Source organism: Pseudomonas wenzhouensis, from assembly GCF_021029445.1.
GTDB classification, from domain to species: Bacteria; Pseudomonadota; Gammaproteobacteria; order Pseudomonadales; family Pseudomonadaceae; genus Aquipseudomonas; species Aquipseudomonas wenzhouensis.
In genome coordinates, this window is record NZ_CP072610.1 from 3,972,950 (window position 1) to 3,987,354 (window position 14,405).

The window sequence follows — 14,405 nt, forward strand, 5'->3', positions numbered from 1 at the left end:
AGCCCGGTGTCACGGCAGCAAGGCCGCGTGTGACAAACCAAGACGCTCATCGAGGCCGAAGAGGATATTCATGTTCTGCACCGCCTGACCGGAAGCGCCCTTGACCAGGTTGTCGATTACCGACAGTACCACGACCAGATCACCGCCCTGCGGGCGATGCACGGCGATGCGGCACACGTTGCAGCCACGTACGCTGCGGGTTTCCGGGTGGCTGCCCGCGGGCATTACATCGACGAAGGGCTCATCCGCATAACGCTGCTCGAACAACGCCTGCAGATCGACCGAGGTATCGGCCACGCGCGCATAGAGGGTCGCGTGGATGCCACGAATCATTGGCGTCAGGTGCGGGACGAAGGTCAGACCGACATCATGACCTGCAGCTTGGCGCAGACCCTGGCGAATTTCCGGCAGGTGGCGATGGCCCTTGACCGAGTAGGCCTTCATGCTCTCGCCCGCTTCGCAGAACAGCGAGCCAACACTGGCGCCACGACCGGCACCACTGACACCACTTTTGCAGTCGGCGATCAGACTACTCGTTTCGGCCAGGCCCGCTTCGAGCAACGGGATCAGCCCCAGCTGAGTAGCGGTCGGGTAGCAGCCGGGTACGGCGATCAAGCGCGCAGTCTTGATTGCCTCACGATTGACCTCGGGCAGACCATACACCGCCTCGCTCAGCAGCTCGGGGGCGCCGTGCGGCTGGCCGTACCACTTGGCCCACTCCTCGGCGTCCTGCAGACGAAAATCGGCGGACAGATCGATCACCCGCGTACCGGCAGCGAGCAACTCACCAGCCAGGGCATGGGCCACACCATGCGGGGTGGCGAAGAACACCACATCGCAAGCGCCCAGCGTCGCAACGTCCGGCACGCTGAAGGCGAGATCAGGGTAGTGGCCGCGCAGATTGGGATACATCTCGTCGACACGCAGGCCGGCCTCGGAGCGGGAAGTGATCACGGTCACCTCTGCCTGCGGGTGTTGCGCCAGCAGACGCAGCAGTTCGACACCGGTGTAGCCCGTGCCGCCGACGATACCGACCTTGATCATCACTTGCCCCTTTGCAAAATCCATTGGAAAGCTGCCGATGATAAAGCCGCATCGGCCAAGCTCCAACCTCAGAGGTGACGCAGACCGTCGCCTAGCTCTACTATCGAGAACGTTTTTTCAGTGTGAGACGTGAAAATGCTCTATCTCTGGCTCAAGGCCCTGCACATCATCGCCATGGTCTGCTGGTTCGCCGGCCTGTTCTACCTGCCGCGCCTGTTCGTCTATCACGCCATGAGCAACGACACCACCAGCCACGAGCGCTTCTGCATCATGGAACGCAAGCTGTATCGCGGCATCATGATCCCGTCGATGATCGCCACCCTGGGCTTGGGCATCTGGTTGCTCAGCCTCAATTCGGCGTACTACTTCACGCAAGGCTGGATGCACGCCAAGCTCACCCTGGTGGTGGCGCTGGTGATTTATCACCATCTCTGCGGTGCTCAGCTCAAACGCTTCGCTCGCGGCGAGAACAGCCGCAGTCACGTGTTCTATCGTTGGTTCAATGAGGCTCCGGTACTAGCACTGCTGGGTATCGTCATTCTGGTTGTCGTGCGCCCCTTCTGAGGACTTCGCCATGTCGCTGCCTGCCTTGCTCGAACAACGTCTGCGCCTGCCGCTGGTGGCTGCACCGATGTTCCTGGTGTCCAACCCGGTCCTGGTCAGTGCCTGCTGCAACAGTGGTATCGTTGGCAGCTTTCCAGCCCTGAACCAGCGCGAGAGCGCCGGTTTCGCCGCCTGGCTCGACGAGATCGAAGCCCGCCTCTCGGCTGACGCCGCGCCCTTCGCCGTCAACCTGATCGTGCATAACAGCAACCCACGGTTGCAGGCGGATCTGGCCATCTGCGTCGAGCGCCGCGTGCCCATCGTTATCACCAGCCTGGGCGCGGTAAAGGAAGTAGTCGACGCGGTGCATAGCTACGGTGGCCTGGTATTCCATGACGTAACCACCCGTCGACATGCCGAGAAAGCCGCCGAAGCGGGCGTCGACGGACTGATTGCCGTAGCCGCTGGCGCGGGCGGCCACGCCGGTACCTGGAGCCCCTTCGCTCTGCTGGCCGAGATTCGTCAGTTCTTCGACAAGACCGTACTGCTGTCCGGTTGCCTCAATCACGGCCACGAAATCCTCGCGGCGCAGTTGCTCGGCGCCGACCTGGCCTATATGGGTACGCGCTTTATCGCCACGACCGAGAACAATGCGTCAGCCGATTACAAGGCGATGATTCTCGAAGCGCGGGCTGCCGACATCATCCATACGCCAGCCGTGTCCGGCGTGCCAGCCAGCTTTATGCGCCAGAGCCTGGAACAGGCCGGCTACGACCTGAAACAGCTGCAGAACAAGGCCGATATCAATTACGGCGAAAAGCTCAAGCCGATGGACGAAGAAGCCAAAGCCTGGAAAACCGTGTGGTCGGCCGGCCAGGGCGTCGGCGGCATCGACGATCTGCCCTCGGTGCAGGCGCTGGTCACGCGGCTCGATAGCGAATACCGTGCCGCCCTGACACGCAGCCAGCAACTGGGCCAACGCTGGCCGCGATGAAACGTCGCCACCTGCTCGGGTTGGGTGCGCTCGGCCTGCTTGGCGGCTGGGCTCTGCGGCCAACTGATCGAGGCCGCGAGCATGATGTCTATTTCGCCGCGCTCAACCGGCATCTGCAACGTGATGGCGATGGCCTGCCCACGCTGCTGCTCGATCTGGACAGGCTCGACGCCAACGCCGATCTGCTGGCTGCCCGACTGGGTGGCCGTCTTCAGTTGCGCCTGGTGGCCAAGTCGCTGGCCAGCATTGGCCTGCTGGAGTACCTGGCCAAGCGCCTTCAGACTCAGCGCTTCATGGTCTTTCATCAACCACAGCTCAATCGTCTGGCCAGAAGCTTTGCCCAGGCTGATCTGCTGCTCGGCAAGCCCATGCCGGTTGCTGCTGCACTGAATTTCTATCGCCAGCTACCGCACCATCTGGATTTCGACCCCGACCGTCAGGTGACCTGGCTGATCGACAGCCAGCAGCGCCTGATGGAGTATGTCGAGCTGGCCAAGGCACTGGGGCGACCGCTGCGCATCGCTCTGGAAATCGACATCGGCCTGAAGCGCGGCGGTTTCGGCACGCCACAGGCACTGGCTGAGGCCATGCAGCAGTTGCGCCACCTACCGGCACTGACGCTGCAAGGGCTGATGGGTTATGACGCGCATGTCGCCAACAACCCGCCCTGGCAGGGCCAGTTACAAGCACTGCGCGATGCGGATGCGCGCTATCGCCAATTCATCAGCAGCGCACAGACATTCACCGAGCTATGGCCGGCCGAGCCGCTGCTCAATGGTGGCGGCAGCCTGACTTACCGGCTGCACGCCCAGCAGCAGACGTCCCTGAACGAGGTTGCCGTCGGCTCCGCCCTGCTCAAACCTGCAGCGTTCGATACAGCGCTACTGGACGAGCATCAGCCCGCGCTGTGGATTGCCAGCCCCGTGCTCAAGGCACTCGATGGCGCCCTGCCCTATGCGCAGTCGCTGCAACCACTACTGAAGGCCTGGAACCCCAACCGCCAGCACGCCTACTACCTGTACGGCGGTCGCTGGCCGGCACAACCGGTTTCACCCGCCGGGCTCGACTACGACAAGCTGTACGGTCGCAGCGCCAATCAGGAGCGCCTGATCGGCAGCGCGACCACACAGCTGACTGACCGGGACTGGGTATTTCTGCGCCCGGCGATCAGCGAAGGCCTGCTCGATGATTTCAGCGAATTACGTCTACTACGCCGCGGCCAGCTGGTCGGCCGTTGGGGCACAATTGGCAACGCCTGAATTTCCCAACTGCGGCACGTCAGGCTGCTTGTATATTGGCCGTGCGGCACTCTAGGCTTATGCCTCGCCTGCCAACAGGACGCGCCATTCCCCCTCTTCCCGCCGACAAGGAAGCCCGCATGAACCAACCGCGCTACAAGATAGTGTTCGACGGCCAGCTGATGCCCGAAGCCTCACTGGAAACAGTCAAGGAAAACCTGACTCGCCTGTTCAAAAGCGACCGGGCACGCATCGACAGCCTGTTCAGCGGAGCCTCGGTCGCGCTCAAGCGTGATCTAGGCGAGAGCGAGGCGGAGCAGTACCTGAACGCCCTGCAGAAGGCCGGCGCCCATGTACGCAAGGAGCTGGATCAGGCGGCCAGCCTTAGCCTGGTGCCGACCGAGGCGGAAATCGTCGAGGCTGATCAGGCCGCTACGCCAAACATGCGCTGTCCGAAGTGCGGCCATGAACAAGCCAAGGCGGCTGAATGTTCCGCCTGCGGCATCATCATCGAGAAATACCTCGCGCGTCAGGCACAGTTGGCCGAGGCTGCACCAGTGCCAGTTGTCGCAGCAGTTGCGGCTGGCGCATCGCCGTATGCACCGCCACAGGCCAATGTCGCCGAACAACTGCCGCAGTATTCGGAGCTCAAGGTATTCAGCGTCAACGGTCGGATCGGCCGGGTACGTTACCTGGGCTGGACCATGGCCATGCTGCTGTGCATGTTGCCGCTGGCGCTGCTGTTCGCCGGCGTCTCGGTCATGTCCAGTGCATTGGGCACACTGGTCATGGCTGTCGGGGTGATCGCCATGATCGTCATCGGTGTATTCATCGGCGTCCAGCGCCTGCACGACATGGGCTGGTCCGGCTGGCTCTGGCTGCTCAATTTTGTCCCCGTCATCGGTAGCGTATTCGCCCTGCTGATGCTGATCATTCCCGGTACCCAGGGCGTCAACCGTTACGGCCCGCCACCACCGCCGAACAGCACCGGCGTCAAGGTTCTGGCCTGGTTGTTCCTGCTGGTGCCCATCAGCGGCATCGTCGCTGCCATTGCCCTGCCCCAGTATCAGAGCTATGTCGAGCGGGCCGCCGAGTATCAGGAGCAATAATCTCCGACCATGCGCAGTTATGCATTGATCACTGGCGCCTCCAGTGGCATCGGTCTGGCGCTGGCCGAAGCCCTGGCGCGCCGGGGGCGCAACCTGATTCTGGTGGCCCGCCGACGTGACGCCCTGGAGAGTATCGCCTGTGAACTGGCCCAACGCTTCGGCGTCGAGGTGCTGTTTCGTCTCTGTGACCTCAGCGAGCCCCTGCAGCTGTCCGGCCTGTTACTGGAGCTGGAGGAAGGCCAGTGGCCTATCGATCTGCTGGTGAACAACGCCGGCCTGGGCTGCGCCGGCGCTTTCGTGGAGCAGGACTGGACTCGCGAGCGGGAGCAGCTGGAAGTCAACGTGCTGGCGCTGACCCGACTGTGTCACGCGCTCGGTTTGCGCATGGCCGAACACGGCGGTGGGCAGATCCTCAACGTCGCCTCGGTCGCAGCCTTTCAACCGGGGCCCTGGATGAGCAGTTACTGCGCCAGCAAGACCTATGTCCTGCATTTTTCCGAAGGCCTTCGCGAAGAATTGAAAGGCCGTGGCGTGCGCGTTTCGGTGCTCTGCCCCGGCCCGACGCATAGTGCTTTTTTCCGCAGTGCGCAGATGGACGTCACACGCCTCAGTGCCGGCAAACTGATGATGAGCGCCGAAGAAGTCGCATTGATCACCGTTCGTGCCTTGGAAAAGAACCGCGCCCTTATCATCCCAGGCTGGCGCAATCGCCTGCTGACCCTGAGCCCACGCCTGGCGCCGCGCTGGCTGGTGCGCAAACTCAGTGCTCGCCTGATCCGTCCCTTCACCGGCGCCTGATCAACTAGCGTTGACCGTCCGCCCAGCCGCCCAGGCGCGCAGCGCAGCCAAGCGCTCGGCCATCACCACCGACAGCGGCGCGGTGGTCTGTAGCGCGCGCAGCAACAACGCCTGATCGACCGCCTGTTGCTGTGCCTGGCCGGCGTACAACGCGCTGACCACCGCCTGTTCGATCTCGGCCCCGGAATAACCTTCGCTGGCAGCCGCCAGTTGTGCCAGATCGAAGCCCGATGGTTCCAGCTCACGGCGCTGCAGGTGAATGCGGAAAATATCGGCACGTACTTCGGCATTGGGCAGGTCGACGAAAAACAGCTCATCGAAACGTCCCTTGCGCACCAGTTCTGGCGGCAGACGATCGATGGCGTTGGCCGTGGCGACGACGAATACCGGCGCCTTGCGCTCGGCCATCCAGGTCAGCAGGGTGCCCAATACACGCTGGCTCACCCCTCCGTCATGCTCGCCACTGGCCAGGCCCTTCTCCACCTCGTCCATCCACAGCACGCAGGGCGCCATCTGTTCGGCCAGGCGCAACGCCTCGCGCAGGTTGCGCTCGGTCTCGCCGAAGAACTTGTTGTACAGGCAGGCGAAATCCAGGCGCAGCAGCGGCAGGCCCCAGAGCCCGGCAACAGCCTTGGCGGCCAGACTCTTGCCGCCGCCCTGCACGCCGACCAGCATCACACCCTTGGGTGCATCGATGCCCTTGCCCTCGAGAAAACCCGCCTGACGCTCGGCCAGCCAGCGCTTGAGGTTGAGCAGGCCTCCCACTTCGGCGAAGCGCGCGGTGTCGTATTCGAAGCTGAGCACGCCCTCCAGATCCAGCAACTGGAACTTGGTCTTGTTCAGCTCGGGGAGGTCTTCCTGAGTGATCGCCCCGTCGTCGCAAATGACATTGCGCGCCAGCGCCCGCGCCTCGGCATGACTCAGGCCACGCAGGTTCTTGACCACCTGCTGCAGGGTACGATTGTCGGTGCGCACGCGCGCACCGCGATTGCCTTCGCTCCAGCGCGTCGCCTCGTCGCGCACGATGCTCAGCAGCTCGTCCTCCGACGGCAGCGCGAGACTGAAGCGCGCCGCGTAACGCTGCACCTCGGCCGGCAGTTTGAGCGCATGCGACACCAGCACCAGTGTCGGCTTGTGGGCCGCCTCGCTCATGGCGATTTCCTTGAGCAGGCGCACCAGCAGGGGGTTGTCATCGAGAAAGGGATGCAGATCGCACATCACGTAGAGGTTCGGCTGCGGGTCTGCCTTGATCATGCGCAGCGCCGCTTCCGGCTCCAGGGTCGGCGACGCGTCGACCGGTGCGCCGCCGAAGCCCAGGCGCTGCAAGCCCTCGGTCACCGACCAGGTATGCAGGCCGAGGCCACGCCTGACCGCCAGGCCAGTCAGGGTTTCCAGCACGCGCAACTCGTCCCAGGACTCAATCACCACCAGCTTGACCTTGGAATCGAGCACCAGCCCGAGATCATGAATATCGTTCTTCAACACCCGCTCCTTGTGAAGTTTGGCCAGCCGGACAAGCAGGGTTACCATCCGCGATTTCGCAGAATCGGAGCTCACAGCATGGACCGTCTGAACGGACAGATCGTCGCCGCAGGTCTCACGCCGTGCAAGTGCTGAAAGCGCGCTGCGTCACAGCCGTCGTCTCCATTGCCATCGTCACTGGTGCGCTGCTGGTGAACCGAGCGGCCGTCGCCATTGAGGCCATCAGCGATCCGCTATCAAGCGGCGGCCAAGGCCCTGAAATGGTGATTGTTCCCGCTGGCGAGTTTGCCATGGGCGATGCCAGCGGTCGCGGCAACGACAACGAGCGCCCGCCGCGCCTCATCGTCTTCGATCAGCCCTTCGCCATCGGTCGCTACGAAGTCACCTTTGCCGACTGGCAGAAGTACGCCGAAGCGAACAAGTTGCCCATGCCCGATAACGAGGGTTGGGGGCTTTCCGCGCAACGCCCGGTCATCCACATATCCTGGCGCGATGCCCACGCCTATACGCAATGGCTTTCACGCGAGACCGGCGCGCGCTATCGCCTGCCGACCGAAGCCGAATGGGAGTATGCGGCGCGTGGCGGCAGCCAGAGCTACTACTGGTGGGGCGACGAGCTCGATAGCAACGAACAGGCACCACGCGCTCACTGCCGTGGCTGCACCAGCTCGCGCAACAAGACGGCCACCGTCGGTCAGTTCCCGGCCAATGGCTTCGGCCTGCACGATACAGCGGGCAATGTCTGGGAGTGGACGGCCTCGAATTACACCCAAGGTTTCGATGGCAGCGAACTGCACAGTGCCAGCCTGCTCGACAACAGCCCGCGCGTAGTACGCGGGGGCGCCTGGAACAGCGGCCCCAGCTACCTGCGCAGCAGCCTGCGTGATCTCAAGCAACCCCAGCATCGCGACTACGCCCTGGGCTTTCGCGTATTGCGCGAATTACCTTGAGCGCGGACGATCTGGCGACTTTGCAGTAGACTAGCGCTGTTGTGACCTCTGGAGGTGCCCCATGGCCAGCGAACGCCAGTATTCCCCCGTCGACCGCCTGCTGCTGCAAGCCGATGCTGCGCTGCGCACGCTGCTGCCATTCAGCGGCGCGTCAGGCCGGCCATCGCCTGCCATCGTGCAGAATGACGCGGAACTGAGCAGTGAGGAATCGCGCCATGTCGCCGGTCTGATGCGTATCAACCACACCGGCGAAGTCTGCGCCCAGGCGCTCTATCAGGGGCAGGCGCTGACCGCCAAGCTGCCGCAAGTGCGTAGCGCCATGGAACATGCAGCCGATGAGGAGATCGACCACCTGGCCTGGTGCGAACAGCGCATTCGTGAACTGGGCAGCCACCCGAGCGTGCTCAACCCCTTGTTCTATGGCCTGTCATTCGGCGTGGGAGCAGTAGCCGGGCTGGTCAGTGATCGCGTCAGCCTGGGCTTCGTCGCTGCCACCGAAGACCAGGTGTGCAAACACCTCGACGAGCACCTGGAGCAACTGCCCGAGCATGACGCCAAGTCCCGCGCCATCCTCGAGCAGATGCGTATCGACGAGCAGCAGCACGCCAACAGCGCGCTGGCTGCCGGTGGTGTACGCTTTCCGACGCCGGTGAAGTTCGGCATGACCTTGCTATCGAAGGTCATGACCAAGAGCACCTACCGCATCTGAAACGAACGAGGGCGCCAATCGGCGCCCTCGTCATTTCCAGCAGGCTTCAGCCCAGTTCGACGATTTCGTAGTCGTGGCTGATATCGACACCAGCACGGCCCAGCATGATCGAGGCCGAGCAGTATTTTTCCGCCGACAACTCCACCGCACGTTTCACCTGGGCCTCTTTCAACCCACGGCCCTTGACCACGAAATGCAGGTGAATCTTGGTGAACACCTTGGGCTCCTCGTCTGCACGCTCGGCATCGAGGAACACTTCGCAGCTTTCTATCGGCTGGCGACCCTTGCGCAGGATACTGACCACATCGAAGTTGCTGCAGCCACCGAGGCCGATCAGCAACATCTCCATCGGCCGAACGCCGAGGTTACGGCCACCGGCATCGGGCGGACCATCCATCACCACGGCATGGCCACTACCAGACTCGCCGAGGAACAGAGCTTCACCGGCCCACTGCACACGCGCTTTCATCGATATTAGCTCCCTGAGTTACAAAGTGCGGCAGATTAGCACAGGCGCAAGGCAGCCCGGAGTGCATCAATTGGGCTAATGTTTCCTTAGGTTGTGTTATGCATATCGCAAAAAAGCCCCCACCTATATCGCGTCTGTTAAGCTGACGCCGGAATGCTGGCACACTTGCCGGATAACAAATAAGAAATTGCCGTTGGACAAAGGCCTTCACTTTTCATATTCGGGACTCGGGCATGGTAGCTATTACCCTTACACCTAAAATCAAGAACCTCGATAAACTCCTCGCGCATTGTCATCGTCGTCGCTACACCGCCAAAAGCACCATCATCTACGCGGGCGATCGCTGCGAAACCCTGTTCTTCATCGTCAAAGGCTCGGTCACCATCCTCATCGAAGATGACGATGGTCGCGAGATGATCATCGCCTACCTCAACGCCGGCGATTTCTTCGGCGAGATGGGCTTGTTCGAGAAAGATGGCTCGGACAAGGAGCGTAGCGCCTGGGTTCGCGCCAAGACCGAATGCGAGGTCGCGGAAATCAGCTACGCCAAGTTCCGCGAGCTGACCCAGCAGGATCCGGACATCCTCTTCGCCCTCGGCAGTCAGATGGCCGAGCGCCTGCGCAATACCACGCGCAAGGTCGGCGACCTGGCCTTTCTCGATGTCACCGGCCGCGTCGCGCGCACCCTGCTCGACCTGTGCAAGCAACCGGACGCCATGACTCACCCGGATGGCATGCAGATCAAGATCACCCGTCAGGAAATCGGCCGCATCGTCGGCTGCTCGCGGGAGATGGTCGGCCGTGTACTCAAGTCCCTGGAGGAACAGGGTCTGGTGCACGTCAAAGGCAAGACCATGGTGGTTTTCGGCACACGCTGAACCAGCCCCACAAAAAAGCCGGCTTGATCAGGCTGTGTGAAAACGCCCTGACCGTAGGCAAATCCAACGCCCCGACTGGTTCGGGGCGTTGGTGTTTTTGATGTTTGGAAATAGAAGATGGGACTTATCCCAACAGTTCGATCAACCGACGGGCACCCAGCACATTGATGGCTCGTTTCAGGTTGTAGGCGTTGACCGCCAGGGCCATTTCCGTCCGCGCTCCCCGCAGTTGTCGGAGCAGGAAGCGACCATTACCCAAAATCCACTGCTTCAGATTGCCGAAGGGATGTTCGACGATGGATCGGCGCCTGACCATCATCTCTGGATGCGCCTGCATCCGCTGATGCATGCGCTCGAATGCGGCTTCATGGACATGCCGAGTCACGTATCGGCGCTTGGCCTTGGTGCAGCGTGATTTCAATGGACAGCCCTCGCAGTCACCTTGCGCGGCATAGATACGTTGTAGGCCACTGACCTGTTTGAGTGTTAGCCACTGGCTCGCAGGGCATTGGTACTGGTCGTTTTTTGCGTCGTAGGTGAAGGCGCTGCGATCGAATAGCGGCGTGTCGTCGCCCTTGTTATTGATGCCTCGATTCTCCGGCACATAAGCCGTAATCCCAGCATCATCACAGGCTTGAAACTGCTCACCATTGGAGTAGCCGGCATCGGCTGTAACCGTCAGCTCTTCCTGTTCTAGGATCGCCTTGGCCATCGGTTCCAGTTGCTGGTTATCGCAACCGTCCTGAGTGACGGCATGATGCAGGATCAGCCCATGCTCGCCATCTACCGCGCTTTGCACGTTATAAGCCACGCGAGCCCCCTGGTGGGTACGCATCATGCGGGCCTCATCCTCACCCATGACGAACTGATCCAGCCCCTGTACCTCCATCAACGCCTGGGCTGTCAGGTTATCGGCATGTCGACTCTTCAGGTGCTGCAGCGCAGCCTTGACCGCACTGCGATCAACCCCTTCAGTCGCCTCACTGCGGTCAGCCTCGTCCAGTTCTGCCAGATAACGGCTTATCTGCGCCTCCAGTTTGGCTTGTTGGCGCTTGAGCTTCGTCAGGCTCAGATGCTTGCGTTGCGACGCAACCGCCTGAAACTTACTGCCATCGATGGCCACGAGTTGCCCACTGATCAGTCCCACCTGGCGACAGAACTGGACGAAGGTGCGGCAGGTCGCTTGAAAAGCAGCACTGTTGTCCTTGCGAAAATCGGCAATGGTCTTGAAATCCGGAGCCAATCGGCCCAGCAGCCACATCACCTCGACATTGCGCTGGCACTCGGCTTCCAGGCGCCGGGAGGAGCGGATGCGCTGGAAGTAACCGTATAGATAAAGCTTGAGTAGATCCGCCGGATCATAGCCAGGACGTCCGGTCTTGAGCGGCTCGGCCTTGCTGAAACCCAGAGCCTGCAGATCCAGACGAGCGACATAGGCCTCGATCACCCGTACCAGATGATCCTCCGGTACCAGCTCCTCCAATGTGGGAGGAAACAGGCTGCTTTGCTGACGACCTTCGCCCTTGATGTAGCCCATAAACAACAATGCCCCTATCGACCGATAGAGGCATTGTCTTCACCTTGCACTCAGACTGCTAGGTTTTCACACAGTCTGTGATTGCCGGCTTTTTTATGCGTGCTATTCGGGGTCGGTGCCGATCACGGCTGGCCGCCCGCGCTCGGGAAAGAACAGGCGCTGCAATTCGCTGCCCGGACTTTCCGCACGCATGAAGGCTTCGCCGACGAGGAAGGCGTAGACCTCGTTGATCTCCATCAGCTCGACATCGGCGCGATTGAGAATGCCACTCTCGGTGACCACCAGGCGGTCACGCGGAATGCGCGGCAGCAGGTCGAGGGTGGTTTCCAGGCTGACATCGAAGGTGTGCAGGTTGCGGTTGTTGATGCCCACCAGTGGTGTGTCCAACGTGTTCAGCGCCCGCTCCAGCTCGTTGCCGTCATGCACCTCGACCAGCACGTCGAGGCCGACGTCCCTGGCCACCGAGGCCAGCTCGGCCATGCGCACGTCATCCAGGCAGGAAACGATCAGCAGCACGCAATCGGCGCCGAGCGCACGGGCTTCGACGATCTGGTACGGATCGACCATGAAGTCCTTGCGGATCACCGGCAGCGCACAGGCCGCGCGCGCCTGTTGCAGGTACTGGTCGGCACCCTGAAAGAAGTCGATATCGGTCAGCACCGACAGGCAGGTGGCGCCACCTGACTCGTAGCTGCGGGCGATATCTGCCGGGACGAAGTCGGCGCGCAGCACACCCTTGCTCGGCGAGGCCTTCTTGATCTCGGCGATCACCGCCGGCTGCTTGCGCGCCGCCTGCTCGAGCAGTGCGCGGGCGAAGCCTCGCGGTGCGTCGGCACTGCGTGCAGCAGCCTCGACCTCGGCCAGGCTGACCTGGGCACGCCGCGCGGCCACTTCCTCGAACTTACGGGCGACGATCTTCTCCAGTACGGTTGGTACGCTCACCCTTCGTTCTCCTGTTTGAATACCGCAGTAAAGGACACCAGCTCCTCCAGCTTCTCACGCGCCAGGCCGGTATGCAGGGCGTCATGCGCCAGCTGGATGCCTTCGCGCAGGCTGCTGGCATGGTCGGCAGCATAGAGTGCGGCGCCCGCATTGAGCACGATCATGTCGGCAGCCTTCTGGCCATTGTCGGTCCTGCGTCGGCCCAGGGCATCGCGGATCAGCTCCAGCGACTGCTCGGCATTGTCGACGGTCAGCCCGATCAGGCTCTGGCTCTTGATGCCGAAATCCTCGGGCTGGATGCGGTACTCGCTGACCTTGCCGTCCTTGAGCTCGGCGACGAAGGTCGGTGCAGCCAGGCTGATCTCGTCCAGGCCGTCCTGCGCATGCACCACCAGCACGTGCTCGCTGCCCAGACGCTGCAGCACCTCGGCCATCGGCCGGCACAGCGCCTGGCTGAATACGCCGATGACCTGATGCTTGGCGCCAGCCGGATTGGTCATCGGGCCGAGCATGTTGAAAATGGTGCGCAGGCCCAGCTCGCGGCGCGGGCCAATAGCGTGCTTCATCGCGCCGTGATGCGACGGGGCGAACATGAAGCCGACCCCGACGCTTTCGACGCAGCGCGCCACCTGCTCGGGCTTGAGCCCCAGGTAGACACCGGCCGCTTCGAGCAGATCGGCGCTACCGCTCTTGCCGGACACCGCGCGGTTGCCGTGCTTGGCCACCTTGCCGCCCGCCGCCGCGACGACGAAGGCCGCCGCAGTGGAGACGTTGAAGATGTTCATACCATCGCCGCCGGTACCGCAGGTGTCGACCAGGCGCTCGGCATCGATCACCACCGGCGCAGCCAGCTCACGCATGACACTGGCGGCACCGACGATCTCGTCGATGGTCTCGCTCTTCATGCGCATGCCCATGAGGAAGGCGCCGATCTGCGCGTCGGTGCATTGGCCGGTCATGATCTCGCGCATGACCGCCTGCATTTCCTCGGTGGTCAGGTCGAGCTGGGCGACGATGCGGTTGAGGGCTTCCTTGATATTCATGCGCGCACGCCTCCGGTCTGTTTGAGGAAGTTGGCGAACAGTTCGTGGCCCTGCTCGGTGAGGATGGACTCGGGGTGGAACTGCACGCCCTCGACGTTCAGGGTCTTGTGGCGCAGGCCCATGATCTCGTCGACCGAGCCGTCTTCATGCTGCGTCCAGGCGGTGATTTCCAGGCAGTCCGGCAGGGTCTCGCGCTTGACCACGAGGGAATGATAGCGGGTCACTGTGAGCGGGTTGTTGAGGCCGGCGAACACGCCCTTGTCTGCATGGAACACCGGGCTGGTCTTGCCGTGCATCACCTGGCGCGCGCGCACCACGTCGCCGCCATAGGCCTGGCCGATGCTCTGGTGGCCGAGGCAGACGCCGAGGATCGGCAGCTTGCCGGCGAAATGCAGGATGGCCTCGATGGACACGCCCGCTTCGGTCGGCGTGCACGGCCCCGGCGAGACGACGATGCGCTCGGGCTTCAGTGCTTCGATCTCGGCGATGCTCAATTCGTCGTTGCGAATCACGTGCACGTCAGCGCCCAGCTCACCTAGGTACTGCACGACGTTGTAGGTAAAGGAATCGTAGTTGTCGATCATCAGCAGCATGGTATGCATTGCCTCTTGATGTACTGCCTTGGTAGCCCCGAATAACAGGTTTCACGCCCGAGCACGGCTCGATGAC

Annotated in this window: 15 protein-coding genes; 8 read left to right on the top strand and 7 right to left on the bottom strand. The window is 62.3% G+C overall.

Features of this window, described 5'->3' with window-relative positions:
- Nucleotides 1–9: 9 nt before the first annotated feature.
- Nucleotides 10–1,044 carry an N-acetyl-gamma-glutamyl-phosphate reductase gene (gene argC, locus J7655_RS18585; RefSeq protein ID WP_230927754.1) on the bottom strand — a complete coding sequence of 345 codons (1,035 nt, stop codon included), beginning with the start codon at nt 1,042–1,044 and terminating at the stop codon, nt 10–12.
- A gap of 135 nt (nt 1,045–1,179) precedes the next feature.
- Between argC and hemJ the strand changes: the two genes are divergently transcribed.
- The 5 genes from hemJ (at nt 1,180) to J7655_RS18610 (ending at nt 5,726) form a co-directional block, all read left to right on the top strand.
- Entirely contained in the window at nt 1,180–1,608 is a 429-nt protein-coding gene (gene hemJ / locus J7655_RS18590; RefSeq protein ID WP_128578658.1) for a protoporphyrinogen oxidase HemJ, read from the top strand.
- A 10-nt stretch (nt 1,609–1,618) separates the two neighbouring features.
- Nucleotides 1,619–2,581 (top strand): NAD(P)H-dependent flavin oxidoreductase, encoded by a 963-nt coding sequence (locus J7655_RS18595; RefSeq protein ID WP_230925679.1) that lies wholly within the window; start codon nt 1,619–1,621, stop codon nt 2,579–2,581.
- The gene (locus tag J7655_RS18600; protein ID WP_230925680.1) at nt 2,578–3,840 is read left to right on the top strand and encodes an alanine racemase; all 1,263 of its coding nucleotides are present in this window, start codon (nt 2,578–2,580) and stop codon (nt 3,838–3,840) included. The genes J7655_RS18595 and J7655_RS18600 overlap by 4 nt, the downstream gene beginning before the upstream one ends.
- Nucleotides 3,841–3,959: 119 nt before the next feature.
- Nucleotides 3,960–4,928 (top strand): DUF805 domain-containing protein, encoded by a 969-nt coding sequence (locus J7655_RS18605; protein WP_230925681.1) that lies wholly within the window; start codon nt 3,960–3,962, stop codon nt 4,926–4,928.
- A gap of 9 nt (nt 4,929–4,937) precedes the next feature.
- Nucleotides 4,938–5,726, top strand: coding sequence for an SDR family NAD(P)-dependent oxidoreductase (locus tag J7655_RS18610; RefSeq protein ID WP_230925682.1), 789 nt, complete (start codon nt 4,938–4,940; stop codon nt 5,724–5,726).
- On the opposite strand, the gene J7655_RS18615 is transcribed toward J7655_RS18610, so the two are convergent.
- Complete coding sequence (locus tag J7655_RS18615; protein WP_230925683.1) at nt 5,727–7,208, bottom strand: AAA family ATPase; 1,482 nt, start codon at nt 7,206–7,208, stop codon at nt 5,727–5,729.
- 122 nt (nt 7,209–7,330) lie between these two features.
- Here J7655_RS18615 and J7655_RS18620 point away from each other — a divergent pair, with 122 nt between their 5' ends.
- On the top strand, nt 7,331–8,158 hold the full coding sequence (locus J7655_RS18620; RefSeq protein WP_230925684.1) for a formylglycine-generating enzyme family protein: 828 nt from the start codon (nt 7,331–7,333) through the stop codon (nt 8,156–8,158).
- 61 nt (nt 8,159–8,219) lie between these two features.
- Nucleotides 8,220–8,867: a 2-polyprenyl-3-methyl-6-methoxy-1,4-benzoquinone monooxygenase gene (gene coq7 / locus J7655_RS18625; RefSeq protein WP_230925685.1), complete on the top strand. Its 648-nt coding sequence runs from the start codon at nt 8,220–8,222 to the stop codon at nt 8,865–8,867.
- A 46-nt stretch (nt 8,868–8,913) separates the two neighbouring features.
- Here coq7 and J7655_RS18630 read toward each other — a convergent pair whose 3' ends face one another.
- Nucleotides 8,914–9,336, bottom strand: a complete 423-nt coding sequence (locus J7655_RS18630; RefSeq protein WP_160019906.1) for an OsmC family protein — start codon at nt 9,334–9,336, stop codon at nt 8,914–8,916.
- 233 nt (nt 9,337–9,569) lie between these two features.
- On the opposite strand from J7655_RS18630, the gene crp reads away from it, so the two are divergent.
- A complete protein-coding gene (gene crp / locus J7655_RS18635) occupies nt 9,570–10,214 on the top strand; it encodes a cAMP-activated global transcriptional regulator CRP (protein WP_230925686.1) in 645 nt (214 codons plus the stop codon).
- Nucleotides 10,215–10,338: 124 nt separating this feature from the next.
- On the opposite strand, the gene J7655_RS18640 is transcribed toward crp, so the two are convergent.
- The 4 genes from J7655_RS18640 to J7655_RS18655 all read right to left on the bottom strand — a co-directional run bounded on the left by J7655_RS18640 (nt 10,339) and on the right by J7655_RS18655 (nt 14,329).
- Nucleotides 10,339–11,751, bottom strand: coding sequence for an IS1182 family transposase (locus J7655_RS18640; RefSeq protein ID WP_230925687.1), 1,413 nt, complete (start codon nt 11,749–11,751; stop codon nt 10,339–10,341).
- A gap of 102 nt (nt 11,752–11,853) precedes the next feature.
- Nucleotides 11,854–12,693: an indole-3-glycerol phosphate synthase TrpC gene (gene trpC, locus J7655_RS18645; RefSeq protein ID WP_230925688.1), complete on the bottom strand. Its 840-nt coding sequence runs from the start codon at nt 12,691–12,693 to the stop codon at nt 11,854–11,856.
- Nucleotides 12,690–13,736, bottom strand: a complete 1,047-nt coding sequence (gene trpD / locus J7655_RS18650) for an anthranilate phosphoribosyltransferase (protein ID WP_230925689.1) — start codon at nt 13,734–13,736, stop codon at nt 12,690–12,692. The genes trpC and trpD overlap by 4 nt, the downstream gene beginning before the upstream one ends.
- Nucleotides 13,733–14,329, bottom strand: a complete 597-nt coding sequence (locus J7655_RS18655) for an aminodeoxychorismate/anthranilate synthase component II (protein ID WP_004373486.1) — start codon at nt 14,327–14,329, stop codon at nt 13,733–13,735. Before J7655_RS18655 ends, trpD begins: the two co-directional genes overlap by 4 nt.
- Between the last annotated feature and the right edge of the window lie 76 nt (nt 14,330–14,405).

What these genes read in the sequence shown, in the direction of transcription:
- argC (WP_230927754.1), bottom strand. Translation starts at nt 1,044, where the DNA reads ATGATCAAGGTCGGTATCGTCGGCGGCACGGGCTACACCGGTGTCGAA.
- hemJ (WP_128578658.1), top strand. Translation starts at nt 1,180, where the DNA reads ATGCTCTATCTCTGGCTCAAGGCCCTGCACATCATCGCCATGGTCTGC.
- J7655_RS18595 (WP_230925679.1), top strand. Translation starts at nt 1,619, where the DNA reads ATGTCGCTGCCTGCCTTGCTCGAACAACGTCTGCGCCTGCCGCTGGTG.
- J7655_RS18600 (WP_230925680.1), top strand. Translation starts at nt 2,578, where the DNA reads ATGAAACGTCGCCACCTGCTCGGGTTGGGTGCGCTCGGCCTGCTTGGC.
- J7655_RS18605 (WP_230925681.1), top strand. Translation starts at nt 3,960, where the DNA reads ATGAACCAACCGCGCTACAAGATAGTGTTCGACGGCCAGCTGATGCCC.
- J7655_RS18610 (WP_230925682.1), top strand. Translation starts at nt 4,938, where the DNA reads ATGCGCAGTTATGCATTGATCACTGGCGCCTCCAGTGGCATCGGTCTG.
- coq7 (WP_230925685.1), top strand. Translation starts at nt 8,220, where the DNA reads ATGGCCAGCGAACGCCAGTATTCCCCCGTCGACCGCCTGCTGCTGCAA.
- J7655_RS18630 (WP_160019906.1), bottom strand. Translation starts at nt 9,336, where the DNA reads ATGAAAGCGCGTGTGCAGTGGGCCGGTGAAGCTCTGTTCCTCGGCGAG.
- crp (WP_230925686.1), top strand. Translation starts at nt 9,570, where the DNA reads ATGGTAGCTATTACCCTTACACCTAAAATCAAGAACCTCGATAAACTC.
- J7655_RS18640 (WP_230925687.1), bottom strand. Translation starts at nt 11,751, where the DNA reads ATGGGCTACATCAAGGGCGAAGGTCGTCAGCAAAGCAGCCTGTTTCCT.
- trpD (WP_230925689.1), bottom strand. Translation starts at nt 13,736, where the DNA reads ATGAATATCAAGGAAGCCCTCAACCGCATCGTCGCCCAGCTCGACCTG.
- J7655_RS18655 (WP_004373486.1), bottom strand. Translation starts at nt 14,329, where the DNA reads ATGCTGCTGATGATCGACAACTACGATTCCTTTACCTACAACGTCGTG.